29 protein-coding genes are annotated in these 24,671 nt (G+C 35.1%); 14 read left to right on the top strand and 15 right to left on the bottom strand.

Features of this window, described 5'->3' with window-relative positions:
* Positions 1 to 5 precede the first annotated feature (5 nt).
* Genes EG359_RS09750 through EG359_RS09740 form a run of 3 tightly spaced genes read left to right on the top strand, consistent with a single transcriptional unit; the run spans position 6 to position 3,846 of the window.
* Positions 6 to 1,049, top strand: coding sequence for a TerY-C metal binding domain-containing protein (locus EG359_RS09750; protein WP_076352666.1), 1,044 nt, complete (start codon positions 6 to 8; stop codon positions 1,047 to 1,049).
* A gap of 53 nt (positions 1,050 to 1,102) precedes the next feature.
* Positions 1,103 to 2,329: a PP2C family serine/threonine-protein phosphatase gene (locus EG359_RS09745; RefSeq protein WP_164463057.1), complete on the top strand. Its 1,227-nt coding sequence runs from the start codon at positions 1,103 to 1,105 to the stop codon at positions 2,327 to 2,329.
* Between the two features lie 5 nt (positions 2,330 to 2,334).
* Positions 2,335 to 3,846 carry a helix-hairpin-helix domain-containing protein gene (locus EG359_RS09740; protein WP_076352664.1) on the top strand — a complete coding sequence of 504 codons (1,512 nt, stop codon included), beginning with the start codon at positions 2,335 to 2,337 and terminating at the stop codon, positions 3,844 to 3,846.
* Between the two features lie 38 nt (positions 3,847 to 3,884).
* Here the strand turns inward: EG359_RS09740 and EG359_RS09735 are convergent, their stop codons facing one another.
* The 5 genes from EG359_RS09735 to EG359_RS09715 form a co-directional block, all read right to left on the bottom strand.
* Complete coding sequence (locus EG359_RS09735; RefSeq protein ID WP_076352663.1) at positions 3,885 to 4,325, bottom strand: GNAT family N-acetyltransferase; 441 nt, start codon at positions 4,323 to 4,325, stop codon at positions 3,885 to 3,887.
* A gap of 74 nt (positions 4,326 to 4,399) precedes the next feature.
* Complete coding sequence (locus EG359_RS09730) at positions 4,400 to 4,948, bottom strand: hypothetical protein (protein ID WP_076352662.1); 549 nt, start codon at positions 4,946 to 4,948, stop codon at positions 4,400 to 4,402.
* Positions 4,949 to 5,086: 138 nt separating this feature from the next.
* Complete coding sequence (gene tyrS / locus EG359_RS09725) at positions 5,087 to 6,286, bottom strand: tyrosine--tRNA ligase (protein ID WP_076352661.1); 1,200 nt, start codon at positions 6,284 to 6,286, stop codon at positions 5,087 to 5,089.
* 384 nt (positions 6,287 to 6,670) lie between these two features.
* On the bottom strand, positions 6,671 to 7,168 hold the full coding sequence (locus EG359_RS09720; RefSeq protein WP_076352660.1) for a GNAT family N-acetyltransferase: 498 nt from the start codon (positions 7,166 to 7,168) through the stop codon (positions 6,671 to 6,673).
* On the bottom strand, positions 7,146 to 7,766 hold the full coding sequence (locus EG359_RS09715; protein ID WP_076352659.1) for a TetR/AcrR family transcriptional regulator: 621 nt from the start codon (positions 7,764 to 7,766) through the stop codon (positions 7,146 to 7,148). Before EG359_RS09715 ends, EG359_RS09720 begins: the two co-directional genes overlap by 23 nt.
* Positions 7,767 to 7,866: 100 nt before the next feature.
* On the opposite strand from EG359_RS09715, the gene EG359_RS22805 reads away from it, so the two are divergent.
* Positions 7,867 to 8,001 (top strand): hypothetical protein, encoded by a 135-nt coding sequence (locus tag EG359_RS22805; RefSeq protein WP_262488027.1) that lies wholly within the window; start codon positions 7,867 to 7,869, stop codon positions 7,999 to 8,001.
* Entirely contained in the window at positions 8,001 to 8,354 is a 354-nt protein-coding gene (locus tag EG359_RS09710; protein WP_076352658.1) for a hypothetical protein, read from the top strand. The genes EG359_RS22805 and EG359_RS09710 overlap by 1 nt, the downstream gene beginning before the upstream one ends.
* Positions 8,355 to 8,456: 102 nt before the next feature.
* Here EG359_RS09710 and EG359_RS09705 read toward each other — a convergent pair whose 3' ends face one another.
* Positions 8,457 to 10,829: an outer membrane beta-barrel family protein gene (locus tag EG359_RS09705; protein ID WP_076352657.1), complete on the bottom strand. Its 2,373-nt coding sequence runs from the start codon at positions 10,827 to 10,829 to the stop codon at positions 8,457 to 8,459.
* Positions 10,830 to 10,958: 129 nt separating this feature from the next.
* On the opposite strand from EG359_RS09705, the gene EG359_RS09700 reads away from it, so the two are divergent.
* Both EG359_RS09700 and EG359_RS09695 read left to right on the top strand, forming a co-directional pair.
* The gene (locus EG359_RS09700) at positions 10,959 to 11,534 is read left to right on the top strand and encodes a Crp/Fnr family transcriptional regulator (RefSeq protein ID WP_076352656.1); all 576 of its coding nucleotides are present in this window, start codon (positions 10,959 to 10,961) and stop codon (positions 11,532 to 11,534) included.
* 59 nt (positions 11,535 to 11,593) lie between these two features.
* Positions 11,594 to 12,613 (top strand): NAD-dependent epimerase/dehydratase family protein, encoded by a 1,020-nt coding sequence (locus EG359_RS09695; RefSeq protein WP_076352655.1) that lies wholly within the window; start codon positions 11,594 to 11,596, stop codon positions 12,611 to 12,613.
* A gap of 8 nt (positions 12,614 to 12,621) precedes the next feature.
* Here EG359_RS09695 and EG359_RS09690 read toward each other — a convergent pair whose 3' ends face one another.
* The 3 genes from EG359_RS09690 to EG359_RS09680 form a co-directional block, all read right to left on the bottom strand.
* Positions 12,622 to 13,236: a hypothetical protein gene (locus EG359_RS09690; RefSeq protein WP_076352654.1), complete on the bottom strand. Its 615-nt coding sequence runs from the start codon at positions 13,234 to 13,236 to the stop codon at positions 12,622 to 12,624.
* Between the two features lie 137 nt (positions 13,237 to 13,373).
* A complete protein-coding gene (locus EG359_RS09685) occupies positions 13,374 to 13,751 on the bottom strand; it encodes a VOC family protein (protein WP_076352653.1) in 378 nt (125 codons plus the stop codon).
* 34 nt (positions 13,752 to 13,785) lie between these two features.
* On the bottom strand, positions 13,786 to 14,451 hold the full coding sequence (locus EG359_RS09680; RefSeq protein WP_076352652.1) for a hypothetical protein: 666 nt from the start codon (positions 14,449 to 14,451) through the stop codon (positions 13,786 to 13,788).
* A 120-nt stretch (positions 14,452 to 14,571) separates the two neighbouring features.
* Here EG359_RS09680 and EG359_RS09675 point away from each other — a divergent pair, with 120 nt between their 5' ends.
* Together EG359_RS09675 and EG359_RS09670 are read left to right on the top strand one after the other, a co-directional pair.
* On the top strand, positions 14,572 to 15,135 hold the full coding sequence (locus EG359_RS09675) for a TetR/AcrR family transcriptional regulator (RefSeq protein ID WP_076352651.1): 564 nt from the start codon (positions 14,572 to 14,574) through the stop codon (positions 15,133 to 15,135).
* 96 nt (positions 15,136 to 15,231) lie between these two features.
* Complete coding sequence (locus EG359_RS09670) at positions 15,232 to 16,575, top strand: MFS transporter (RefSeq protein ID WP_262707013.1); 1,344 nt, start codon at positions 15,232 to 15,234, stop codon at positions 16,573 to 16,575.
* Positions 16,576 to 16,878: 303 nt separating this feature from the next.
* Here the strand turns inward: EG359_RS09670 and EG359_RS09660 are convergent, their stop codons facing one another.
* The 5 genes from EG359_RS09660 to EG359_RS09640 form a co-directional block, all read right to left on the bottom strand.
* The gene (locus tag EG359_RS09660) at positions 16,879 to 17,610 is read right to left on the bottom strand and encodes a class I SAM-dependent methyltransferase (protein WP_076352649.1); all 732 of its coding nucleotides are present in this window, start codon (positions 17,608 to 17,610) and stop codon (positions 16,879 to 16,881) included.
* Between the two features lie 150 nt (positions 17,611 to 17,760).
* Positions 17,761 to 17,961 carry a YqaE/Pmp3 family membrane protein gene (locus EG359_RS09655; RefSeq protein ID WP_076352648.1) on the bottom strand — a complete coding sequence of 67 codons (201 nt, stop codon included), beginning with the start codon at positions 17,959 to 17,961 and terminating at the stop codon, positions 17,761 to 17,763.
* A gap of 186 nt (positions 17,962 to 18,147) precedes the next feature.
* On the bottom strand, positions 18,148 to 18,564 hold the full coding sequence (locus tag EG359_RS09650) for a hypothetical protein (RefSeq protein ID WP_076352647.1): 417 nt from the start codon (positions 18,562 to 18,564) through the stop codon (positions 18,148 to 18,150).
* 28 nt (positions 18,565 to 18,592) lie between these two features.
* Positions 18,593 to 18,976 carry a tetratricopeptide repeat protein gene (locus EG359_RS09645; RefSeq protein WP_076352646.1) on the bottom strand — a complete coding sequence of 128 codons (384 nt, stop codon included), beginning with the start codon at positions 18,974 to 18,976 and terminating at the stop codon, positions 18,593 to 18,595.
* A gap of 29 nt (positions 18,977 to 19,005) precedes the next feature.
* On the bottom strand, positions 19,006 to 21,024 hold the full coding sequence (locus tag EG359_RS09640) for a M3 family metallopeptidase (protein ID WP_076352645.1): 2,019 nt from the start codon (positions 21,022 to 21,024) through the stop codon (positions 19,006 to 19,008).
* 212 nt (positions 21,025 to 21,236) lie between these two features.
* On the opposite strand from EG359_RS09640, the gene EG359_RS09635 reads away from it, so the two are divergent.
* Positions 21,237 to 21,761 (top strand): SRPBCC family protein, encoded by a 525-nt coding sequence (locus EG359_RS09635; RefSeq protein ID WP_076352644.1) that lies wholly within the window; start codon positions 21,237 to 21,239, stop codon positions 21,759 to 21,761.
* Between the two features lie 36 nt (positions 21,762 to 21,797).
* Here the strand turns inward: EG359_RS09635 and EG359_RS09630 are convergent, their stop codons facing one another.
* Positions 21,798 to 22,160, bottom strand: a complete 363-nt coding sequence (locus EG359_RS09630) for a DUF805 domain-containing protein (RefSeq protein ID WP_076352643.1) — start codon at positions 22,158 to 22,160, stop codon at positions 21,798 to 21,800.
* A 122-nt stretch (positions 22,161 to 22,282) separates the two neighbouring features.
* Here EG359_RS09630 and EG359_RS09625 point away from each other — a divergent pair, with 122 nt between their 5' ends.
* The 4 genes from EG359_RS09625 (at position 22,283) to rimM (ending at position 24,616) form a co-directional block, all read left to right on the top strand.
* The gene (locus tag EG359_RS09625) at positions 22,283 to 22,732 is read left to right on the top strand and encodes a hypothetical protein (RefSeq protein WP_076352642.1); all 450 of its coding nucleotides are present in this window, start codon (positions 22,283 to 22,285) and stop codon (positions 22,730 to 22,732) included.
* A gap of 71 nt (positions 22,733 to 22,803) precedes the next feature.
* On the top strand, positions 22,804 to 23,316 hold the full coding sequence (locus tag EG359_RS09620) for a nitroreductase family protein (RefSeq protein WP_076352641.1): 513 nt from the start codon (positions 22,804 to 22,806) through the stop codon (positions 23,314 to 23,316).
* A 179-nt stretch (positions 23,317 to 23,495) separates the two neighbouring features.
* Positions 23,496 to 24,059: a 30S ribosomal protein S16 gene (locus EG359_RS09615; protein ID WP_076352640.1), complete on the top strand. Its 564-nt coding sequence runs from the start codon at positions 23,496 to 23,498 to the stop codon at positions 24,057 to 24,059.
* A 14-nt stretch (positions 24,060 to 24,073) separates the two neighbouring features.
* Positions 24,074 to 24,616 (top strand): ribosome maturation factor RimM, encoded by a 543-nt coding sequence (rimM, locus tag EG359_RS09610; protein WP_076352639.1) that lies wholly within the window; start codon positions 24,074 to 24,076, stop codon positions 24,614 to 24,616.
* The last annotated feature ends 55 nt before the right edge of the window (positions 24,617 to 24,671 follow it).

Genomic DNA, 24,671 nt, shown 5'->3' with positions numbered 1-24,671 from the left:
CAGGTATGAGAAGACTTCCAATTTATTTCTTAATCGATGTCTCCGAATCTATGGTAGGAGATCCTATTGAACAGGTACAGGAGGGAATTTCCAATATTATCAGGGAACTGAAAAAAGACCCTTACTCATTGGAAACGGTTTATATTTCCGTGGTAGGTTTTGCCGGAGAGGCTGAGGTTATTACGCCGCTTCAGGATATTATCAGTTTTTATCCACCGAAAATCCCAATAGGAAGCGGTACATCACTATCTCAAGGTTTAATTAAAATCATGGACTGCATAGATAGGGATATCATAAAAACAACCTATGAAAGAAAAGGTGACTGGAAACCCATTGTTTTCCTGTTTACGGATGGAGTTCCAACCGATGATGCTACCAAGGCCATTGAAAGATGGAACAATAAGTATAACGGAAAGGCCAATACCATTGCTGTATCCATAGGAGAAAATACAAACTATAAGCTTTTGGGATCTCTGGCTGATAATGTTCTGTTATTTAATAATACTGATGAAAATTCTTACAGAGAGTTTTTTAAATGGGTAACAGATTCCATTAAAACCACCAGTCAAAGTGTAACCGAAGCCAATAAAGAAGGCATTAACCTTTCCAAGATAGATTCTGTAATCCTTGAAAAGGTTGATCCACAGATGGAACAGAGGTTTCCCGATAATAATTTTGTTGTTTTGAATGGTAAATGTTCAGAAACAGAAAAGCTGTATCTGATGAAGTTTAAAAAGACATTTGCAGAATCCAGCATACCGGGGATGTCTACCAGATATTACAGACTGGATGGAGCTTATAAAATTGATGAAAAAGCATACTACAGACTTTCCTCTAATCAAAGAAGTAACCTGAAAATTTCAATAGAAGAGCTTCAGGGAGGAACCTCGTGTCCTCATTGTGCAAATCCAATTGCGCTAGCCACCTGTTCTTGCGGTGGAATTCATTGTCTGCAGGGTGAAGGGTATAATAAATGTCCTTGGTGTGGCACTTCAGATTATTACGGATTCTCCGGAGAAGGATTTGATATCAATAGAACTCTGGGATAATCATATCGATGATGAAAATACCTTCATTTTACCTTAGAACCCGAAAAAAGGTTATGGAAAAAGCTAGCATCTATCAAGAAAAAGAAGAATTTAAAGAAGCTCATTGGGTATTGAAAAATGCCAATGCAGGGAAGCCTTATGAATTCAGTTTTGAGATGGCAGATTTTCCGAATATAAGAATTAAAAATATCGGAAACCTTGCAGAAACCGGACTTACGTTTGAAAATAACAGAATCTCTGGGACTGCCATGACCAATAACTTGTACCACTTGGATCTGGAATTTTTTCACACAGAGGATCAGGGTACTATTGATTATAAAAGAGTACAATTACTTGTGAATGTTGATCCGAAGGATCTATGGAAGAATATTCCGAGTGATAAAACTGCTGATTTTTATAAAGAAGATGAGGTTTCTTTAAAAGGAAAATTCTTAGACAAAAAAATAGTTGTTGTATCTAAAAGAGGCCGTTCCCATGCGCATGAAGGAAAATTCAGGGAAGATGATTTTGCAGTGAACGAACTTCCTGCAGACTGGAGTATAATCTCCGTTTCAGATGGTGCCGGTTCCGCGAAAGCAGCAAGAGAAGGATCAAGGATTGCAACCACTTCGATAAACGATTTTTTTAGTTCTCCGGAAATTTTAGATGAAATTGAAAGGAATATTAATATTATTTATTCATCTGAACATTCAGAAACAGTACGAAATGAGTGCAGGCAAAATGTCATAAGATTTCTGTATGAAGGGGTCTTATCTGTTCATAATACTCTGGAAAAAAAGGCAATAGAAAATAATTTCTCCATTAATGATCTGCATGCGACTCTAATTTTTGCCTTGGTTAAAAAATTTAGCTTCGGATATGTTATCCTTACTTTTGGAGTAGGAGATTGCCCGATCAATCTGATCAATCCGGACTTTTCCAAAGTACAGCTTTTGAATCCGATGGATGTGGGAGAATTCAGTGGTGGGACTCGTTTTATTACCATGAAAGAAATTTTCAACGATCATATTGCTTCCCGTTTTAGGATAACATGTGTAAACAATTTTTCACATCTTGTTCTTATGACAGACGGTATTTATGATCCTAAATTTCTTACCGAAAATAAGTTAGAGAATACCGAAAGCTGGACAACATTTTTCAACGATCTGAATGGAGATAATGAAGATCATGCAAAGGTTGATTTTATCAACGATGCAGAGATTGATCACCAACTATTGAACTGGACCGATTTCTGGAGCAGAGGAAATCACGATGACCGTACACTGGCAATAATCTATTAATAAACATGAAAAATACTATCAGGGTTACCTCTGTTCTGGATGCAGCCAAATCTTATGAATATGTTGATGAAAAGCCAATTCAGGGTGGGGTGAAAGATGTTTACTTCTCTCCAGACAGAGATTATGTAGTAGCTTTTTACAGAAATCCACTGGACGAGGGACAGAAAGAAAGAATCATGAGGATTGTTTCTACCTATCTTCAAAGTATTCAGAATGGAAATGCTTCAGAGTATTTCTTGAATGAAATATTCAGATGGCCCTATGATATTGTTGAGAAAAATAAACTTACAGGAATTGTAGTTCCCATTTACAGTCAAAAGTTTTTCTTTGCTAAAGGCTATGTAGGTTCAGATAACATTCAGGGAGAGGATAAAGTAGGGAAGTGGTATACAGCGCCTATGTTTCGTAATCAACAATACCCGCTAAGACTTGATCAGTCAGAATTGGGTGATTGGCTGAGTTATTTTCAGATTGCCATTAATATCAGTAGAGGAGTCAAAAAACTACATCAGATGGGGCTTGCTCATTCTGATCTGTCTTATAATAATATCTTGGTGGATCCGGTGACAAAATCAGCCTGCATTATTGATATAGACGGGCTTGTTGTTCCAAAACTATTTCCTCCTGAGGTAATTGGTACGGCAGATTTCATCGCTCCCGAAGTTTTAAAGACCAAACATCTGAAACTTCAGGATCCCGAAAGACATTTACCCAACCAAAAAACAGATCTACACGCTCTTGCAGTACTGATCTATATGTATCTGCTCAGAAGACATCCCTTGCGTGGCGGGAAAATCTGGGATTTAGATTCTGAAAAAGATGAAATTTTATCAATGGGTGAAAAAGCAATGTTCATAGAGCATCCGAATGATTCAACCAATTATGTGAAAGCCGACCATCTTAGAAAATGGGATGCATTCTGGGGTGATCCTCAAAAGATCCCTTATACTGTCGCGGGTCCATACATTTCAGATTTATTCAGAAAAACATTTGTGGACGGATTGCATGACCCCATCAGACGCCCTACTGCCAATGAATGGGAAACGGCTCTGTTGAAGACCGTAGATCTGATCCAGCCATGTCACAATTCCACATGTACAGAAAAATGGTACGTATTTGATAACACCAGCAATCCGAAGTGTCCTTTCTGCGGAACGCCACATCAGGGAACCTTACCTATTCTGGATCTTTATTTTAGGTTTGATGATGAGGTATGGAAACCGGAAAACCACAGATTAATGGTCTATCATAATCAATATTTATTCAAGTGGCATGTTTCCAGAAAGGTGATACGAAACGAAAATCTAACCATGCAGGATAAGATGCCGGTAGGATATTTTACCTTCTATCAGGGAAAATGGGTGTTGGTGAATCAAAGCCTATCCGGAATGAAAGACATCACGGAACAAAAGGAAATTCCTACAGGTTCTATGGTGGAACTTACTGATGGTAAAAAAATCCTGTTGTCTGCTGAAGAGGGAGGCAGGTTAATCTATGTGACCATGGCTAATCAATAACTTTGTTGTAGAAGTTGGATGGGATAAGAATTTATATTTTAAATTGGAGAGAATTCCATGAAGTAAGAATGCTCATCTTCGCTTACAATTTTAAATCCCAAACTTGAATAGAGATGTTGTGCCTTATTGGTTTTTAACACACTTAATGAAACAATATTTTTCCCCAATGAAGCCTCTTCCAGAATATCTGTAAGAATTAGTTTTCCCAATCCTTTTCCTTGCTGGCTGGGATCAATCTGAAGCTGCAGAACTTCCGTTTCAGAGTTGGTCTTTTTTATTTTTAATAGCCCCACTGGTTCATTATCCAGAAGAATGATATTTGCTTTTTCAAATTCGTAAAGAACCCTTTTAAGCGTTGTGTCATGATCTGTAGGAAGATTGGCTTCAGCATAATGCGGAACCATAGTCTTCATTCTGAGATCAAGAAGATAATCAAGATCATTTTCTGTAGCTTTTCTATAGGTAAGTGAGGTGTTCATATTGTTTCTAATTCCAATTTTAGACCATATTTCAATGTAATGAAGAGAGATTTGTTTGCTGGCTGCAATTTTATTTAATCAAATGTAATATTTCTTTGTTGAAGATAGGCCTCATCAATATTTTCTTTTTCAAAACGGTCAGCATACATAGTAACCTTAATGAACTCTTCATCGTGGTAAAGTCCGCCTAAAAACAATTCATTGCCTATTACTTTTATCTGAATGGTAAGGGCATTGAGAATGATCTCTTCAGTTTGTAAAGTCTTGATATTAAAAATGAATAATCTCTGATAATGCTTATCCTTGTATTTAATGATCAGGTAGTTTTCATAAAAATATAAAGACCCATCCCGAAACGATGGCTGCTCTAAAGTAGTAACAGGAGGCTTCCAGGTAATAACTTTCCTTTCCGCTAATCTGACACTAACCTGTTCTTTTCCGGCTTCATTATACTGCCACCAGGCAATAACTCCATCATTGTTAATGGCTGTTTGATGAATGTTTATAGAGTTTTCTGTACCCGAATGATCTGTCCAGACAATGTGCTGCTTATTCAGCTCGGTTTTAATATTATCCAGAAGCAGTTCATCATCAATCAGGTTCAGAATATCGGCTTGTGTCATTACGATCTATTTACTGAAGCGAAGATATTGATTTAAGCTGAGTCAGAAAATAAAAAAGTCTCGGATTATAAGCGGAAAAATGCTGGAAGTATCATTAAATTAATCATTCTTGACGACTTCCAACATTCCGTTTCTCCTTTACACCAGTTCAAAAAAGTTTCTTTTTCCAATTTTTATCTTAGTTTCCTTTAAAAGTTCAATTTCCTGATCAGGTTCTGTCATTTTTATACTGTTCATTTGAACTCCGCCACTTATGATAAGTCTTCTTACCGCAGATTTGCTGAGGTCATTTTTTAATTGATGACAAAGCTCCACTAAGGTTGTTGTATGTTGAACATGATGCAGAGTATCTATGGAAATTGGTTCAAAAGCTTTCTCCTCAAAATTCTTATTCTGAAACTGATTATTGAAAAACATTTCTGCATTTTCTCCTGCTGTTTCATCATGGTATTGACGGATAATATTTTTTGCAATCAGTTTCTTGATGTTCATAGGATTTTCGCCATTATCTATTCTAGATTTTAAACCTGCTTTTTCTTCAACGGATAAATCTGTTGCCAGATCAATGAATTCTTCAATCAAGGCATCCGGAATAGACATCGTTTTCCCAAACATTTCATTAGGCTCATCTGTTAACCCGATGATATTATTCAGAGATTTACTCATTTTTTCTTTTCCGTCCAATCCTTTTAGCAATGGCATACACATCACAATCTGGGCTGGCATCTGATGAACCTCCTGTAGCTGTCTTCCCATCGTACAGTTGAAAAGCTGATCCGTACCACCCATTTCAATGTCACATTCAATTTTTACAGAATCAAACCCCTGAAGAATGGGGTATACCAGTTCATGCATTGCAATAGGTGTATTCTCGGTAAACCTTTTGTTAAAGTCATTTCTGTGCATCAGTTGGGCCACTGTAACCTTTGACATCAGCTGGATCACCTCGGAAAAAGAAAGAGCATCCAACCAGTCAGAATTGAATACAATTTTTGTTTTTTCAACATCAATTACCTTTGAAAGTTGGTTAATGTAGGTCTGTGCATTGTGTTGTACATCTTCTGTGCTTAAAGGTTTTCTTGCCTTGTTCTTTCCTGTTGGATCACCAATTCTGGCTGTAAAACTTCCCACAACAATAATAATCTGGTGTCCCAGATCCTGAAATTGCTTTAGTTTTTTGAGTACAACGGCATGTCCCAAATGCAGATCGGGAGCAGTAGGGTCAAAGCCTAATTTGATAGATAATTTTCTGTTTTCTCTTTGGGACTGATTTAATTTTTCTTCCAACCCGTTTTCCGGTAGGATAATAGCCACGTTTTCTTGTAATGTATTGATCATTTTGAAATATTTTTGAAATGAAAAAGCCCGGACAGGTACTGTCCGGGCTCTATATAGATTGAGATTATCGTAATTATTGAATCACAGATATAGAAGATCTTCCCGAACGATAGCTCGGAGAGTAATACTCACTGAAAAAAGGAAGACGCAATATGCTGTTTAAATGTTTCATTAGATAGTAAATATAACAGGTTTTCCTGTAAATCCAATATTTAAACCATTAAGATGCATTGTATAGGTTATAACAAGATCTGTTTTTATAAAAAAACTTAACCGTCTACTAATCTTAATGGTTTAAAATAGAGGTTCAAAACAATTTTACTTGTCATTCCTGAAGCTAATTCTATGCCACAAATTGACCAGAACGGTCATATATGTTTTTTATCATAAAATCAGTTCCTTTTCCATTTTATAATTGGTGAGATCAATCCCTTTTACATTCACTGTTTGCTCTCTGATGACCTCAAAACCTACTCTTTCAAAAAAAGATTTTGCTGTTTTGCTGACGTCTGCTGTCAGATATTTTTTATTTTGTCTTACTGCTTCCTTTTCGATCAGATGATAGAGCTGAGAAGCAATTCCCTTATGTTGATAATCTTTGTGTACAAAAAGTAAATCGATATAATCTCCTTTCTCAAGGGTACAGAAACCAACAATTTGATGATTGTATATTGCCACTAAAATAAATTGATCACCAATTACTTTTTCCCATCTTTCCTTATTTTCTGCACCGGATTTCCATGCCTCAAGCTGATCATGAGTGTAATCATTTTTGCAGACATTTCCAATGGTCTCCTGAAAAAGGAGAAGTATTTCATTCAGATCGTTTTTATTTCCGTTTCTAATGGATACCTTAGGGTTATTTGATGTATTGCTGTTCATAAAGTTTCTGTTGGTCCTTATTAAGTAAAGGATAAAAGAGGTTCATTTGTAAAAGTGTATAATGCTGAATGGCTGCTTTTTTACTAAGCTTTGAGATTAATCGGTTGTGGGTAAGCCAATTGTCTGCGATAATGAAGATCTGCTCCGTAAGGCAATCTACAATAAAGCTGGGAATATCTTTTTGGAAAATATTATTCTTCTGAAAACCAGAAAAAATCACTTGAAATTCTTCTTTTCTATTGAAATTAATCTGTTCATAGCTAGATTTTACCTCAGGAATTTTGTTTAAAATATCTACAAAATTGATGAAAATAAATCGATAGGAATAAAAAATTTCGCAGGTGGAAAAGGTGAAGGCATAAAGATCCTCCAATGTTGTGATCTCCATTTTTTTCATCCTATTCAGCAGCTCATCCATTTTCAGGGTAAGTTCGGCAAAAAGAATCTTGATAATGTCTTCAGAATGCTTGAAATGATAATGTAGATTTCCGGGGCTAATGCTAAGCTCTGTCGCAATATGCCTCGTGGTGATATTATTGTATCCCTTTTCATTAAAGAGTTCCAAGGCTTTAGACAGTATTTTTTCTTTTGTGTTCATAATCCAAATATAAGAATATAAGAGCTGTGTTAAATCATATTTTCAAAAATTAGAACAATTGTTCTAATTTAATATCTTTGTAACATCAAATAGTATTGTAATGGAAGGAAAACAAAAATTTGATTACGACGCAGCACCAAAGAACGAAAAAAAGAATGAAACAGATCTACAGGATATAATGGCAAAAGCTCTGCAGATTATCATCGGATTTATTATGGCAGTCTTGCACATGTAATGAAAAAGAGAATTTCATATTGGTTTTTATCAGCACTGGCTGTTTGGGTTATCATCATCCAGCTAAGGCGGAACAGCATTTATCTTCCTGTCATTAATGATTATTTCACAGATTTCATCACTGTTCCCATGTATTGTTATCTGATTGAATATATCATGAATTCTCTGCTGAGGTTTCGGTGGAAACCTGATCTTAAATTTGTTTTTACTTCAGTTGTATATTTGTCCTTTTTGTTTGAAATCCTTTGTCCAAGGCTATCGAAGCTTTTTACAGGAGATATTTTTGATGTATTGGCATATTTTACAGGAGGGATGATATATTATATTTTTAAGATCAAGTTATCTCACGTTTAGGGAAATGAACTTTTAATTTGTAATAAAAAAACCGACAGAACCTTATATGAAGGAACTGCCGGCCGGGGTTATAGTTTCTATCCTGTTTTTTATATAGAATTATTAATTGTTGCCTCCACCTGCTCTGTTGGATTCTTCAAACTTGACCTGCTTGGTGGCACCTTTCACATTATTGTTCCCGAATTTATAGGTAAGAGAAAGGTGTATATTTCTTGTAATTCCCTTGTATTGATAATCTATATTGTAGGTTGGATAATATTCTATTCCTTTTTCACGGTTGGTATTCAGAATATCATTAAGGTAAAGATTCACAAGAAGCTTTTTATCCATCAGACTTAGTTTCATTCCTGTGTATAATGAAGCATTGGTATAATAATAGGTGTTTCCGTTTCTGTTAGGAAGACTTCCCCATAGGCCAAGCATCAGGGTTACTGTTTTTTCTTTATTAAGGAAGAAGTTGTTATCAATGTTGATGTTGGCACTGTAGCCAGCCGGTGTAGATGTAATTGCAGGATCATAGGATTTTGATTTTGCATAAAAACCATTTACAAAAACATTAGACTCCAGCCATTTCAATTTGTTGTAGTTGTAACTGATGTTGATTCCTGCCTGATCTTCATTGTAAAAATTCTTGGCAACTGTATATCTGTAATTGTCATCCACCATTTGAATCCTGTCCCAGTTGTCCTTATTATAATTGTAGTATAAAGTGACATTGAAGTTGTTATTTAAGACATATCCAAGTTCAAAATTATCGGAAAACGATGGCAATAAATAAGGATTTCCGGTAGTATACTCATAATTTGAGATGAAGTATTTAAATGGATTCAGGTTACCAAAATACGGACGTGAAATTCTACGAGAATAATTCAATGAAAATGAATGGTTTTCGTTCGGTTTATAACTTAAATAGGCGGTAGGGAAAAACTTACCATACTTGATGTTTGCAGAAGTATCATCATTCATAGAAACTCCTTCCAGTGTCGTGTATTCGTAGCGAAGTCCGGCTTTTGCATCCCACTTGTCATTAATTTTAAAATTGGTGGAAAAGTAAGCGGCATAGTTTTCTTCATTATACAGGAATATATTGGTTCTATCCGTGTTAAGATTATATTGTCCGTTTTTAATATCAAAGAAATTAAATTCAGAATCATTTTTGATCTTCGTATACTTTATACCCGATTCTGTTTTGATTTTGCCAAAGGTTTTTTCCAGATCAGCCTGCCCAGAATAGATTCTGTATTTACTGATAGGGTTAGCCATCGTGTAGACTGTTTCAGGACTAAGGGTATTAGAGAAGTTCTTTCCATTGGAATTGTTAAGCATCATATTGGCAGTCAGATTCAATTTACCACCCATACTGTCTATCTTTGCTTCATAAAATGCCGTTGCATTGTGTACATCCCTGCTGTTTCTATTGCTGAAGTTGGAAACAATATTCACCAAGCCTTTATCATTGAATCTGGTTGAAGTATTTTCACTCCTTTCCCAAGGATTGCTGTGCGAGTAATTATAGTTAAATCCTGCAACGTTCTTATCATTGATCTTGTATTCAGCCTTTATATTTCCGCTTTTGTATTTGTAATTATTGAGGTTATCACTGTCTCTGTTCCAGAAATTATTGTTTGTAATACCTACCATATTACTGTAAGTATTGTATTGCCAATAATTATCTCCAACAGAAAGATTGGTACTTAAAGAAAGCTTTTCTCCCTGATAATTAAAAGTAGCCCCACTTCTGGCAGAAACTGTTGGCTTCCCCCAAAAATAATTTCCGGAAGTCTGAAGAGAACCATTCCAGCCAAGATTGGCGTTCTTTTTCAAAATAATATTAATCAGTCCACTTTTTCCTTCTGCATCATACTTTGCCGGTGGAGTGGTGATTACTTCAATTTTAAGAATATCATCAGAACGAAGGGTTTTCAGATAGTTGATAAGTTCCTGCCCATTCAGGTTCAGTAATCGGTCATTAATCATAACAGCAACGTTGCTTTTACCGGCAATGCTTATTGCTTCATCACTGGTTTTTACCATGGGTGTTTTGGCTAAAGCTTCTATTGCGTCAATTCCTTGGGAGGCAACAGAGTTTTCCACATTGAAGACTAAACGATCTACTTTTCTTTCAAATAATTTTTTCTTTACAGTAACTGTTACCCCTTCTACTTTCTGTACAACAGGTTCATCCTTAATCTGAATGTCTTTTTTTGCATTACCCTTTACTGTAATATTTTCACTATTGGTTTTTACTCCATCTTTTATGACTTCAAGCAAGTAATTTCCGTTTTCTTTTAGAGGAATTTTAAAAGCTCCCTTTTCGTCCGTGATAGCAGAAAATTTAGCATTGTCTTTTGTGATCAGTACTTCAGTTTCGGAGGCCGGTTTATTAGCTTTGTCGGTAACGGTTCCTTCAACACTTTGAGCATAAATAAAAGAAGTGGAGATAAGACTTATAAGAAGAATAATCCTTCGGTTCATGTTTCGTTTTTATACAAGACAATTAAAAATTAAAGGATATTACATGATCTTGTGAAAAAATATGTTTTGGAAACCGACACTGATTTTTCTTTTGACTACTTTTGTAATACAAGTAAAATATCCATTTCAATGCATGACAAGCTGTTACAGTATATTGGTTCCGAGCATAATTTTAGTCAGGAAGAAACAGAAGCTGTCAAACGGTATTTTGAGCCGGTGAAGTTTTCCAGAAATTCAATAATTGAAGAAGCAGGAAAAATACCCGGTTATCTTTATTATATTGTTTCAGGGTATCTCAGGCTATTTTATACGGATCAGAACGGAAATGAAGTAACCACCCATATCAACTGTCCACCCGGATTTTTTACTTCTTATTCTCATTTTATCAATGAGACAATATCTGAAGATTATGTAGAATGCATTACAGACTGTGAACTTTTAAGGATTACCAAGAAAGACCTGGATAATCTGGTCAGGGAAAGCCAGACGATGAAAGACTTTAGCATTTCTGTTTTCCAGCAGTCAATTGCTTACAATGAAAATCGTTCCAGAGAACTTTCCGTTCTGAGTGCAGAAGAACGCTATCTTAAACTTATAAAGGATTATCCTGAAATTATTCAGAATGTTCCCATTCAGTATATTGCTTCTTTTTTGGGAATGAAACCGGAAAGCCTGAGTAGAATCAGAAGAAAAATAATTAACTAACAAAAGTCAAGTGGTTTCAAAGACAGGAGGATGAACTTTGCTGCATTAAAATCAATGCAATGACAAATAATAATTTAAGCCTCGTTTCAGGAGCTAACGGACATTTGGGAAATAATCTGGTCAGATTTTTATTGAAAAAAGGCATTCCGGTACGGGCAACAGTACGGAATATTAATAATAAAAAACCTTTTGAGAATCTAGACTGTGATTTGGTACAGGCAGATATTACAGATAAAACATCATTTGTAAAAGCGCTGAAAGGGGTAGAGACATTTTATGCAGTAGGAGCTTCTTTTAAATTATGGGCTAAGGACCCCAAAAAAGAGATCTACGATGTAAATATTAATGGTACCCGAAATACAATTGAAGCAGCGGCAGAAGCAGGAGTAAAGAAAATTGTGTATGTAAGCTCTATTGCTGCTTTAGATTATTCCAGCTTACCAACCAAAGAAAGTAATGGGTACAATCCTGATCGCAGGGATATGTATTATAATTCTAAAAATGATGGTGAAAAACTTGCTTTTGAATGGGCCAAAAAGCTTGGAGTAGAACTCGTTTCAGTGATGCCATCAGCTATGATAGGAAGTGAGGCTTCTTTACCTTTAAATGTTTCCTATGGAGTACTGAAGCTTATTTTGAATAAGAAAATTCCGGTAGACACTAAAATTACCCTAAACTGGATAGATGTAAAAGATGTTGCTGAGGGATGTTATCTTGCAGCCCAAAAAGGACGCCCGGGAGAACGGTATATTCTGGCTAATGAAAAATGCATGACCATTACAGATACTACCATTTTAGCCAATAAACTTTATCCTGAACTTAAATTAAATGTTCCCAACTCTGTTCCCAAAGGAATTCTGTTTGCGATTGCAGGTATGATGGAATTTTCCGCAAAGCTAAGCGGAAAAGCTCCGGTACTGACCAGAAAAGATATTGCCATGTTTTCAGGGTTACAGCAAAATTTTGATATTTCAAAGGCTAGAAATGAACTTGGATTTAATCCTAAAAATCCCGAACAGGCAGTAAAAGAAGCTCTAGACTATCTGATGAATAATCCTGAACTTTTAAAAGAGATGTAGATATTGAACTAAAGCTGGATAATGGAGCCTTTATAAAACTTGGTTAAATCGTACAAATCACTGAAATAATGTTGCAGATTCGCACTATCATTTTTTTCAAAACTTTCTAATTTTGATTGTTTTTCGGCAAGGACATATAAAGATTCATAATCAGATTTCAGATAGTCATACAGAATATTTTCTTTACCCTGTTCCTTGTTGATTATTTCTGTTAAAAAGATTCCGTAGACCAGGAACTGATTAAAATTCTGGGCATTGACAATATAATTAAGATCTTGCTGAAATAGTTTTTCATAATTGGACAGAATCTGCAGAAAGTTTTCTACATGATTGGTAGAGGGAATTTCATAAAAAAGATCTATACCATGGATGAACAACTGAGTTTTTATTTCCTCATCGTCAGAATGATACATTTTACTGAACCAGGAAAAAATACTTAACAGTTCTTCCTTGGTAAGCTCTTCTACAGAGTCTTTTACTTTGTCCTTAATGATTTCAAGGTTAGCTTTTCCATTAGGTTGCAGAAAGGTTAGGATATTTTCTTCTTCACGGCAGAGCTTATTGTACAAATTAATTTTAGCAATATTAGGATTGGTTTTGATGAAATAAAGTTCTTCTGCCATGTCTATTGACCAAATAATTTTTGTAAAATGGTAATTAAAGATACAAAATATACCGAGACTTCTTCTAAAAAGTATTATGTATAGAATGGAAAGGAAAATTATAAGTTTTAAAAATTTTAATTCTCACTTTCATTGAGTTAAAGAGTTTGATGCAAAGCAATTCTGTTTCCCTCAGAATCTTCAAATTCAGCTACAGCAAAATCATATTTCTCATCAATTTTCTTTGGATAGAGTATCTTTCCTCCGTGCTGAATGACTTGGTTTAAAGTAGTCTCAATGTTTTCTGTTTTAAAGTAAATAATAACCCCGTTTTTTGATGGTTTATACACATCTCCCTTGGCCAAAGCGCCTGTTATGCCGCTGTTTTTTTCCTCAAAAGGAAATAAAGCCATTTCATAATGATCAATAATCTCCTTATCAAAACTAAAATTAAAAACAGCAGAATAGAATTTTTCGGCGCGTTCCAGATCATTAACGGGAATCTCGAAATATACAACGGGGTTAGTATTACTCATAATATTCGTAGGAATGGTTTTCTGCGGCTGGTTACTATTTTTTAAATGACGGAAGTTCCTTTATGACTGGTTGAAATACTATTTCGGTAGCTATTTTCTTAATCAGGGATCTTGCTATTGAAAGAGGATGTTCCGGAAATTCATGGTCATATTTTTCCAGTTCAGACTTATTCATGGGAGTTCCTTGTTTAAAGTCCGGATCATAGGGGTCTTCAAACCAATTAATGATGTTTTCCTCACCTATTTCTACCTCGCCGGTTTCCATTAATCTGTTCAGAATAGCTGCATCTCTCATTCCCGTAACACCAATTTCATTGGCCTGAATTTTTACAACATAGCTGCAATCTTCAAACGGAATAGTTATCGATGCGATATACACCATTCCTGTTTCCTTTTGAGGAATTTTAATAATAGTTTTTACCGTGGGGATATCATGAATATGAAGAATATCTGTTTCTACCGTACCCCCATTGGAAGATGCTGCAATATTTCTGTAAAATTTTTTCAGGTAATCCAGATCCTTTACGGTAGGAAGATCAGGCTCTTTATCAAAAAAATGCAAAACGATAAGGGCCGACTGCTGTGGATTTACCCATCTGATGGCATCTCCGTCTTCAGATAATTTATTCCATCCCTGATCTGGAATAGTTATAGAGTGAATATTAGCTTTATTTTTTTTCTTGTTAAATAAGTTGAACATGGCTTGCCTTTTATTGTTTAAAGATTATTTTTTTATCCTAATTTAAAAATACAATTTTTTATCAATCTAAAAATAGATAGACTTATCTATTTTTTGTGTAGATTTGTAAAAATTTTTGGAATGAAAAAAGAAAAAGTTCACGACAGAATCATCAGGGTTGCCTCTGATCTCTTTTATAAGCAGGGATACAATTCTACGGGAATCAATCAGATTATTGCTGAAGCTGATATAGCGATTGGCTCACTGTACAATCATTTCTCCTCCAAAAATGATCTTCTTCAGGCCTATTTGATTAAAGAAGAGAAAGATTGGTTTGAGGGCTTTGAAAATAGTATTGCCAATATTCAGGAACCAAAGGAAAAAATCATTGCGGTGATTGATTACCGGAAAAAACTACAGCAATCTTCCAGGTTTGCAGGATGTCATTTCATCAAAATTATCTCTGAAATAGGGGATGGAAATACTGTAGTTTCAGATTTTGTGAAAAAACACAAGGATAAGCAAAAAGAAGTGATCCGTGGCATCATAACAGAATACAGTGATAAGCAGCAGTTAGAAGATAGCAGTTTAATGGCAGATCATATTTTCCTGTTGATAGAAGGTGCTGTTGTTACCTCTACAATTAGTAAAAAAAATGATTCTTTCGATCAGGTGAAAAAAATGATTAAGGGCTTACTACCTTAATTTTTTTTAATATTTAAAAATAGATATATCTATATAAAAATGAAACATAACTATCTGAAATTAATTGTTATACTTTTTGGGCAATTCCTAACTATAATGGATATATTTATCATTAACGTATCCATTCCGTCTATACAACAGAGTATTCATGCTTCTAATGGAGAAATGCAGTTTATTATAGCGGCTTATCTTATTGGCTTTGCTTCCTTTTTGATTACCGGCGGGAGGTTAGGAGACTTATATGGCCGTAAAAGAACTTTCATTATCGGGTTGATATTTTTTATGGTAAGCTCCATAGCATGTGGGATTTCATCGGGAGCAGCTCAGCTTATTATTTCAAGATTTATACAGGGAGTAAGTGCTGCGATGATGGCACCGCAGGTACTTTCAATGATACAGACTTTATTTCCTAAGCATGAAGAACGGACAAAGGCAATGGGATGGTACGGAATTACGATCGGAATAGGAACTATTTTGGGACAATTTTTAGGAGGTTATTTTTCATCATTAACGGTATTTGAAGAGTCTTGGAGACTTATTTTTCTAATCAATATTCCTATTTGTCTTCTTGCTGTTTATTATAGTTTAAAACAATTGGATGAGTCAAAGATGGAGGTCAGACAATCTTTTGATACTTGGGGGGTATTCGTATTGTCTGCAGGACTCTTTGGTGCTACGTATGCATTGACGGCTTCCGAAAAAGAAGGTTTTACTGTTCAAAATTTATTGCTGGTTGCTATTTCTGTCTGTATTTTAATTTACTTTATAAAAAATCAGAAAGATAAGCTGAAGAAAAAAAGGTCCTACTTAATTGATTTTGAATTGTTTCAATATAAAAATTTTAATCTGGGAATTATAGCGGTTTCTTTCTTTTTTATTATGCTCGATTCCTATTTTTATATTCTTTCTCTGTTTTTTCAGGACGGATTAAAGATGAGTCCATTGAGCGCAGGAGAAGTGATTGTTTTCCAGGGATTAGGATTTATATTGGCTTCTGTTTTTTCTATAAAATTAATTTTAAAATATGGGAAAAGGGCTTTGATTGTAGGGCTGGGATTTATTATTGTGATTCTTTTTCTTCAGGTTGTATTTTTCAGAATTCAAGCAGACTTTTATCTTTTATGTGTACTGCTGTTCTTACATGGAGTAGGGGTAGGCTCCATCATTCCTTCACTAGCGAATATTGCTTTATCAGGTATGTCGGAAAAGCTGATGGGAAATGCATCAGGTGTTTATAATACATTTCAACAGATTGCTGCTATCATTGGCATTGTAGCCATTGGAAGTGTTTTTTATTATTTTCTGGGAGAAAAACCTTTAGTAGAAGATTATCATAAGGCTTTTTCAATAGCTGTACTGATTAATATTTTTTGTTTAGTTTTTTCCATAACTGCTGTTGCTAAGGTGCCGGATTATGTTCTTCCTAAGAGAAAAATATAATCTAGAAGGTTTCTTATTTTATGTCTTCCTTGCTGAGGTTCTTAATTCGTCTAAGGTAATTTGGGCAATATTTCTGGTAATATCAGTGGGAGAGTGACAATTACAATTACTTAATCCTATGACGTAAATATCTTCACCGGGAATGTAGATGCCCATGCTTTTAAAACCAAATATATTTCCACCATGTTCGCGGTCCGGAGTTCCATTGATATTTTTCAGATGCCATCCATATCATAGGTAAACTCTTCAGCGCTGTTCAGTATATGGTATACACCTGTTTTTAAACATTAGAAAAGGGTTATTTTATTTTTCTACAGAGATCAATAGCATCATCGGTCTGCGAAGCTCATCTTTCATTTCAGGAATTTCTTTTAGCATTTCCTGGCTGGGTTCAGGTTCAATAATTTCAAGGATTTTGAAACCATGCTTTAGTAAAGTATTCAAATAAGAAGTTAATGTTCTATGATATTTGATAACATTTTCTCCCAGAAATGTAGTATTTCTTTTTCCCTCAATAAAATATCGATCAACTGGCCAACATGTTTTATCACCATTTTTATCATACACCCAGTCCTGGCTTCCCTCAGCCGTAAATACAGGATGTTCTACTGAGAAGACAAAGTGCCCTCCTGAAGTTAGCCATTGATAAATATTTTGAGCAATGGTATCAAAGGATTCTACATAATGCAGGGTCAGAGAACTTAAAACAAGATCAAACTGCTCAGTAGGATAGCTAACGTCCTCCAAGGCTTTTCTTTCATATTGAATTCCCTCAAGGCTATTGATTTCTCTTGCCTTAGTCAGCATTTTTTCTGAAAGATCTATTCCAATGACGGATTTTGCACCGTTTTCCATTGCATAACGACAGTGCCATCCAAAGCCACAGCCAAGATCAAGGATTTTTTTTCCTGTAAAATCTGGTAGCATATGTTTCAGAGCATGCCATTCTCCAGCTCCTTCCAATCCCAACTGGGACCGAAGCATTTTTTCGTACTGGTCAAAAAAAGACGGGTTATCGTATTTATTTTCTTTCATAGGATAAGGAGATTTGCTGTTGTTTTAATATTGGCTCTCAATAATAAATAAAGGAAGATAAAATTACAACTATAAACTGAAAAACTCTTAAAAACAAAAAATCCTTTATGTGGATAAAGGATTGATAAATTTTTATAATCAAAAGTAGCTTTACCTTTGATTTTGGCGCATCGCACGAATTAATTCTTTATTTCGGTTATCGGCTCTTTCATTGTTTAAAGATAAAACAGCCCAAATTGCCGCAGGAAGCCAGCCTATTAAAGTAATCTGTAAGATCAGGCAAATGATTCCGGTAAGTACCTTTCCTCGGATGATAAAAGAGAGAAAAGGAAGTAAAATGGCTAGTAACATGGTTTAAAGATTTTAAAAATTGAATAAATTATTATTTTAAAGATATTGATTTTCAGTTGATCGATGTCATTAACTTTGCATAATTTTTGAATATTCTTACTCCCATTATTCCTTGCAAATCCTAGGCCTCTCTTTACAGCTTAAAGATAAAAATGAATAGAATGAATCTCTTTCAGCTTTCTCTGCTTACTGAAGTAATTCTTTCATCGTTTTATCTGTTTTCATAAGGAGATTTCCCTGTGGAATCTTATGATTGAGATAGGCGAAAAGTAAATTATTTACCCATTTGTTTTCAAGATTGTGAAGACAATAAGAAGAAATTAATTCAAAATCATCAGAAATATAGGCAGGTAAACTTGTTGCTTGCGTAATTCTGAATATTGTTACAAAAATATCCTTTCGAATATCAGCAATCTTATCTTGTATTTCTTGACCAACTGTTCTTTCACCAATGGCGTGATAGGCTTCCATCCATGGATCTAAAAACTCAGGTGACTCTCTGTTGTCCAATATTTCATCAATCTTTTCAGAATCGATATGAGTAAGAGCAGCCTTTAGAGTCTCCTTAAAAGCTGCTTCTAGTTTGTTTAATTTTTCTATCATAGTTTAAATGTAAATGATCCAATTCGTTTTAATGAGATTGGGGATCAAAATAAGCTTTAAAAGTAAGAGGGTTTTCAACTTTACTTTCAGATTCTTCTAGATATTCTAAATATTCTGCCTGATGTTTCTCCATATAAATCATAACAATTGCCAGATTTACAAACAGGTTTTTATCTTCCGATCCCAGGTTTAGAGCCTTTTTTAAATAATACAAAGCTTTCTCATTTTCTCCCATATCAGAATAAATTGCACCAATGTTGATTAACGCAGACGTATTCTCAGGTTCAATAAGCAAAATTTCATCCAATTCTTTAACGAGAAGATCGTTTAATGTATCCCAATGATCTTCATTCTGCCATCTTTTTGCCTGGAGTTTTTTAACGTTTTCAAGTCTTTGAGGTATGTTACTCATTTATTTTTGAAGTATATTTTAATGTTTTCTTATCCAAATGCTCTTTTCAACAAACTCTCCACTTTAGGCTCACTCCCTCTGAAATTTTTGTATAATTCCATCGGATCCTTGGTTCCTCCTGAAGAAAGAAGCACTTTGTATTTAGCTGCAATTTCAGGATTAAAGATTCCGTTTTCCTTAAAATATTGGAACGCATCAGCATCCAGAACTTCCGCCCATTTGTAAGAATAATATCCCGCAGAATATCCACCCTGGAAAATATGTGAAAAACTTGGACTCATTGCTGTTTCCGGATTAGTAGGATAAAGTGCTGTGGCCTTGGTATATTTATCTTCAAATGCTTTCACGCTTTCATTTTCAAGCTCTGCCACTTTTGTATGATAGTTCATATCCAGGAGTCCAAAACTGATTTGTCTTAGTGTCTGATATCCCTCCATGAAGTTTTTGGACTGCTCAATTTTTTCAATTTTTTCGTCAGGAAGTACATCTCCTGTTTTATAATGTTTGGCAAAAGTTTTTAGGAACTCTGGTTCGTAGCAGAAGTTTTCTAAAAACTGGGAAGGCAGTTCCACAAAATCCCATTTTACAGATGTTCCCGAAAGATTTGGGTATTGAGTATCCGCCATCATTCCGTGAAGAGCATGACCAAATTCATGGAACAAAGTTGTCACTTCCTGGAAAGTTAATAAACTAGGAGTATCCTTGGTAGGTTTGCTGAAATTGCAAACGATAGAGATGTGTGGGCGAGAATTTTCACCATTTTGCTTGTACTGGTTCTTGTAACTGGTCATCCATGCTCCGGCTCTTTTCCCTTTTCTTGGGAAATAATCAACATATAATAAAGACTTGTAAGTTCCGTTCTCTTTTACCTCATATACTTTTACATCTTCATGGTATTTCGGAATATCATTTCTTTCCTCAAAAGTCAATCCAAACAGTTTTCCGGATAATCCAAAAACAGCTTCCTGAACTTGATCCAATGGGAAGTATGGTTTCAATTCCTCATCATTAAAATCGTACTTTTCTTTACGAAGTTTTTCAGCATAGAAGGCGTGGTCGTAGCCTTGTGCTTCCTCAATTCCGTCAGCTTTGGCTAAGGATTTTAATTCTTCAATCTCTTTAGCAGCGTAAGGTTTTGCCTTGGTTAAAAGCTCATTCAAAAAGTCAAAAACCTTTACCGGAGATTTAGCCATTCTTTCCTCAAGAACAAAGTCTGCATAATCCTTATATCCTAAAAGCTCAGCTTTCTGTTGTTTTAAATGAAGAATTTCTTTAATAAGATTTTGATTGTCAAATTCTCCACCGTCAAAAGACTTTTTACCATTAGCCAATGCCAGTTCCTTTCTCAGGTCACGGTTTTCGGCATAGGTCATGAAAGGGATATAGCTTGGATATTGCAGGGTAACTACCCAGCCCTCAAGATTTCTCTCTTTAGCTTCTTCTGCATATTGCTCGATGATAGCCTCCGGAATTCCTGCTAATTGCTCTTTATTGGTAATATGTTTAAAATAAGCATTGGTAGAAGCCAGTACATTTTGTCCGAATTGCAGGGATTTTAAAGAAAGATCCATGCTGATTTTCTTTAGTTTTTCCTTGTCTTCCTCATTCAATAGCGCTCCGCTTCTTACAAAACCCTTGTAGGTTTCATTCAAAAGCATTGCCTGCTCTTCATTAAGGTTATATTTTTCCTTTTCATCATATACTTTTTTGATTTTATTGAAAAGGGCTTCATTTTGAGAGATTTTTGAAGAATATTCCGTTAAAATTGGAGAAACTTCCTGAGCAATCTGTTGAAGCTGATCACTGGTTTCCGCAGAATTTAAATTGAAAAATATATTGGAAACTACATCCAATTGCTCACCAGAATAGGCTAATGCTTCAATAACATTTTCAAAAGTTGGAGCGTCAGAATTGTTAACAATAGCATTGATTTCTTCTTCAGATTTTTGAATTAATTCTTTAAAAGCAGGAAGATAATCTTCATTTTTAATGTCACCGAATGGTGCTGAATGATATGGAGTGTTAAATTTTTCTGTTAAAATATTCATTTTTCGATTTTTAGTTAAAGTAAATGTAACGATTCATCAAAGAATCATAGCTGAAAGGCACAAAAATGATGCCCGGATACCAAGTTATGACAAAAATGCATTAACTTTAAATAATCTTGTCATATGGAAAGAGCAGGCGATGTCGGAATATTTAATTTTGAGAACAGATTCAGTAATCATATTTAAAATAAATAACCTTAAATATATAGACTATGAAAACACTCTTAAAGATTATAGGAATAATCATTCTGTTGATTATTGTATACGCTGTAATCGCCATTCTGGCTTTCAGTAAAGATTATCATTATGAAAAATCCGTTGTCATCAATGCTCCAAAGGAAAAGGTATGGCAATATGTAGGTTCCTTAAAGGGATATAATATGTGGGATCCTTTTTCGAAGGAAATAAAGAACATTACTATTACCTATTCCGGAGAGGGAGATAAAATGGGAGATTCTTATCATTGGAAAGGAGATGACAGTGAGGGAGAGCAATCCATCACCGAAACTGTACCTAATGAAAAATTGGTCACTAAGCTTCATTTTATTCAACCTTTTGATGGAAATGCCAAAGGAACTTTTGTCCTGACTCCCGAGGGTAGCGGAACAAAGGTGACATGGAAGATTGATAATGAATTAAATACCATGATGAAGGTAATGAAACCTATGATGGACCGTAATATGGATAAAATGTTTGGACAGGGGCTTGATGACCTAAAAAAACTATCAGAAAAATAAACAGAAAGCCTTGTAAAATGATACAAGGCTTTTTTATTACAATTCTTTTTTGCCAATTTCGCTAATGGGATCAAAGTTTCCTTGCCCCTTAGGATTGGGTCCATATTGGTTTGAACCGTGATCGCTGTCTGCAAATAACATCCACAAACCGTAAAAAGGAATTAATTGGAACCAACCGGAGTTTCCTCTATCGTGGCATCTTTTTGCACCCTGCGCAAGAAGAAACCAAAGAAATGGGATAAGGAGAACAACGAAAAATAAAATAACCATTCCTGATGGTTCTTGATTGGTTTGAAAGTAAAAATTGAACGGTACAGAAAATACCAAATAAATAAGGTATGACAGTCCGTATTCTGTTCTTCTGATTCTTCCGTCAAATGAAAATGGTGCTTTAAACATGATTTTAGTTTTTTAAGGAACCAAATCTAAACATTATTTTTAGATATTGTAAAAGATTTATTTTATGTTAAGCCAGAACTCATTATTCTAAAAAATATTATCTTTATATAAAGAATCGATTTATGGAGAAGATTGTATTTGAAAAAAGTGGTATCAGGGACTTTGTAAACATTACTATTGCAGAGAAAATTGAGAAGCTTAAAAATTTTATAGAATTTACCCAGGAAGCAAGCCGTGACATCAAAAAGACTCCAAAGTATGACAGTATGAGGGAGGAAATGCAGGAGGAAATCTACCAGATGCAACGCCAGCTTGGAGCCTTGAACGATCTTAAAAAAAATATGGCCAAAGTCCTGAATACAGCTACCGAAAGAGTTCAGCTAGGTTCTTTGGTGATTACCAATAAGGCCCGTTTTTATATTTCTGTTTCATTGGGTGAGTTTTTCTTCGAGGGTGACCGGTTTTATGCCATTTCTCCTGAAAGTCCCATGGCTAAAAAATTGATGGGGATGAGGGCAGGAGATGAGTTTACCCTAAATAAGATTCATCAGAAAGTAGTGGAGGTGCTGTAGAGCAGACTTTAGGTTGTAAGTTGAGCTGGTAACGGTAAATAAACTCTCAACTTTTTCGTAATTTTGTTTCTATGAATAAAGCAACAGTTTTAAAAGAAATAATAGAGGAGAGAAGAAGTATTTTTCCAAAGGACTATACAGACACGGAAATTTCTCAGGAAGTTATTGATGAAATTCTACATTCAGCAACTTTAGCTCCCAATCATAAACGTACAAAACCTTGGCGTTTTAAAATATTCAAAGGTGAAGAAAAGGCACAATTAGCTTCAGAAATGCAGGCTATCTATAAAGCAACCCAGCCCGAACAACTTTTTCTGGAAAAAAAATACAATGACATCGGTTTTAAAATCAACAAAGCCAATGTTGTTGTTTCCATTGTTGTCAATTTCAGCGGAATGCTTCCTGAATGGGAAGAAATTGCAGCTACTTCAATGGCTGTTCAAAACATGTATCTAAGCTGTACGGCAAATAATATCGGTTGCTATTGGAGTTCTCCTTCAATTGTTAATGCTTTGAAAGAGTCTCTAACAATTGAAGAAAATCAAAAGTGTCTGGGACTTTTTTATATGGGAAAATTAGATTAATGCAACAATGTAAAAGTTGATCAATGTAACAATGATAAACTCTAAATGGGAAGACAAAATAGTGTTATACTGCTAGATTGATAAATTGTTATATTAATTCATTGTTCAATCATAATTTTTGTATATCTTTGCACTCTTAAATATTTAACTGGGACGAGTTCCCGTAAAATTCAAACATTATGTCAGTAAAAATCAGATTACAAAGACACGGTAAAAAAGGAAAACCTTTTTTCCACATCGTGGTTGCAGATTCTAGAGCTAGAAGAGATGGTAGATTCATCGAGAAACTAGGAACTTACAACCCAATTACTAACCCAGCAACTATCGAATTGAACGTTGACTCTGCTGTAAAGTGGTTAAACAACGGTGCTCAGCCAACTGATACTGCTAGAGCTATTCTTTCTTACAAAGGTGCTCTTTACAAAAAACACTTACAAGGTGGTGTAGCTAAAGGTGCTTTTGATCAAGCTGAAGCTGAAAAAAGATTCAATGCTTGGTTAGAATCTAAAGAATCTAAAGTTCAAGGTAAAGTAGAAGGTTTAGCTACTGCTAAAGCTGATGCTAAGAAAGCTGCTTTAGAAGCTGAAGTAAAAGTAAACGAAGCTAGAGTAGCTGCTGCTGCACAAGCTGAGGCTGATGCTAAAGCTGCTGAAGAGGCTGCAAACGCACCTGCTGAAGAAGTTGTTGAAGCTACAGAAGGAGAAGCTCCTGCTGCTGAAACTGAAGAAAACACTGAAGCTTAAGAACATTTCCTGTTATGCGTAAAGAAGATTGCTATTTTTTAGGAAAAATCACACGCAGACACGGACTTGCGGGTAACGTTATCCTTAAATTAGATACCGACCAACCCGAGCTTTACAATAAATTGGAATCAATATTCGTTGAAATCAACGGATTATTGGTTCCATTTTTTATTGAAAAATCATCATGGAGCAAACTAGATGCTCTGAATCTTGCATTCAAAAACTCCTCTGAAGCAATAGTAGACCAGGTTTTAGGTAAAAGTGTTTACCTTCCATTGACTACACTGCCTAAGCTTTCAGGAAAACAATTCTATTATCATGAAGTTATAGGTTATGATATTCTTGATGAAAATGGTAACGAATGCGGTGTTATACGATCTGTAAATGATCAGACAGCACAAAACTACTTCATCCTTGGGTTTGAGGGAAGAGAAATCGTTATTCCATTAATCAAAGATTGGGTTCTTGAAGTAAACAGAGAAGAAAGATTCATTAAAATGCAACTGCCGGAAGGCCTGATGGACGTATTCTTGGTTCCATCTAAAAAGGACGAATAATTTTACACTAGGTAAAATCAATCTTTCCCACAATATTTTTTTGATAATAAAACTC

Origin of the sequence: Chryseobacterium joostei (genome assembly GCF_003815775.1) — a bacterium.
Lineage (GTDB): Bacteria > Bacteroidota > Bacteroidia > Flavobacteriales > Weeksellaceae > Chryseobacterium > Chryseobacterium joostei.
This window is presented reverse-complemented; position numbering and strand designations above follow the sequence as displayed.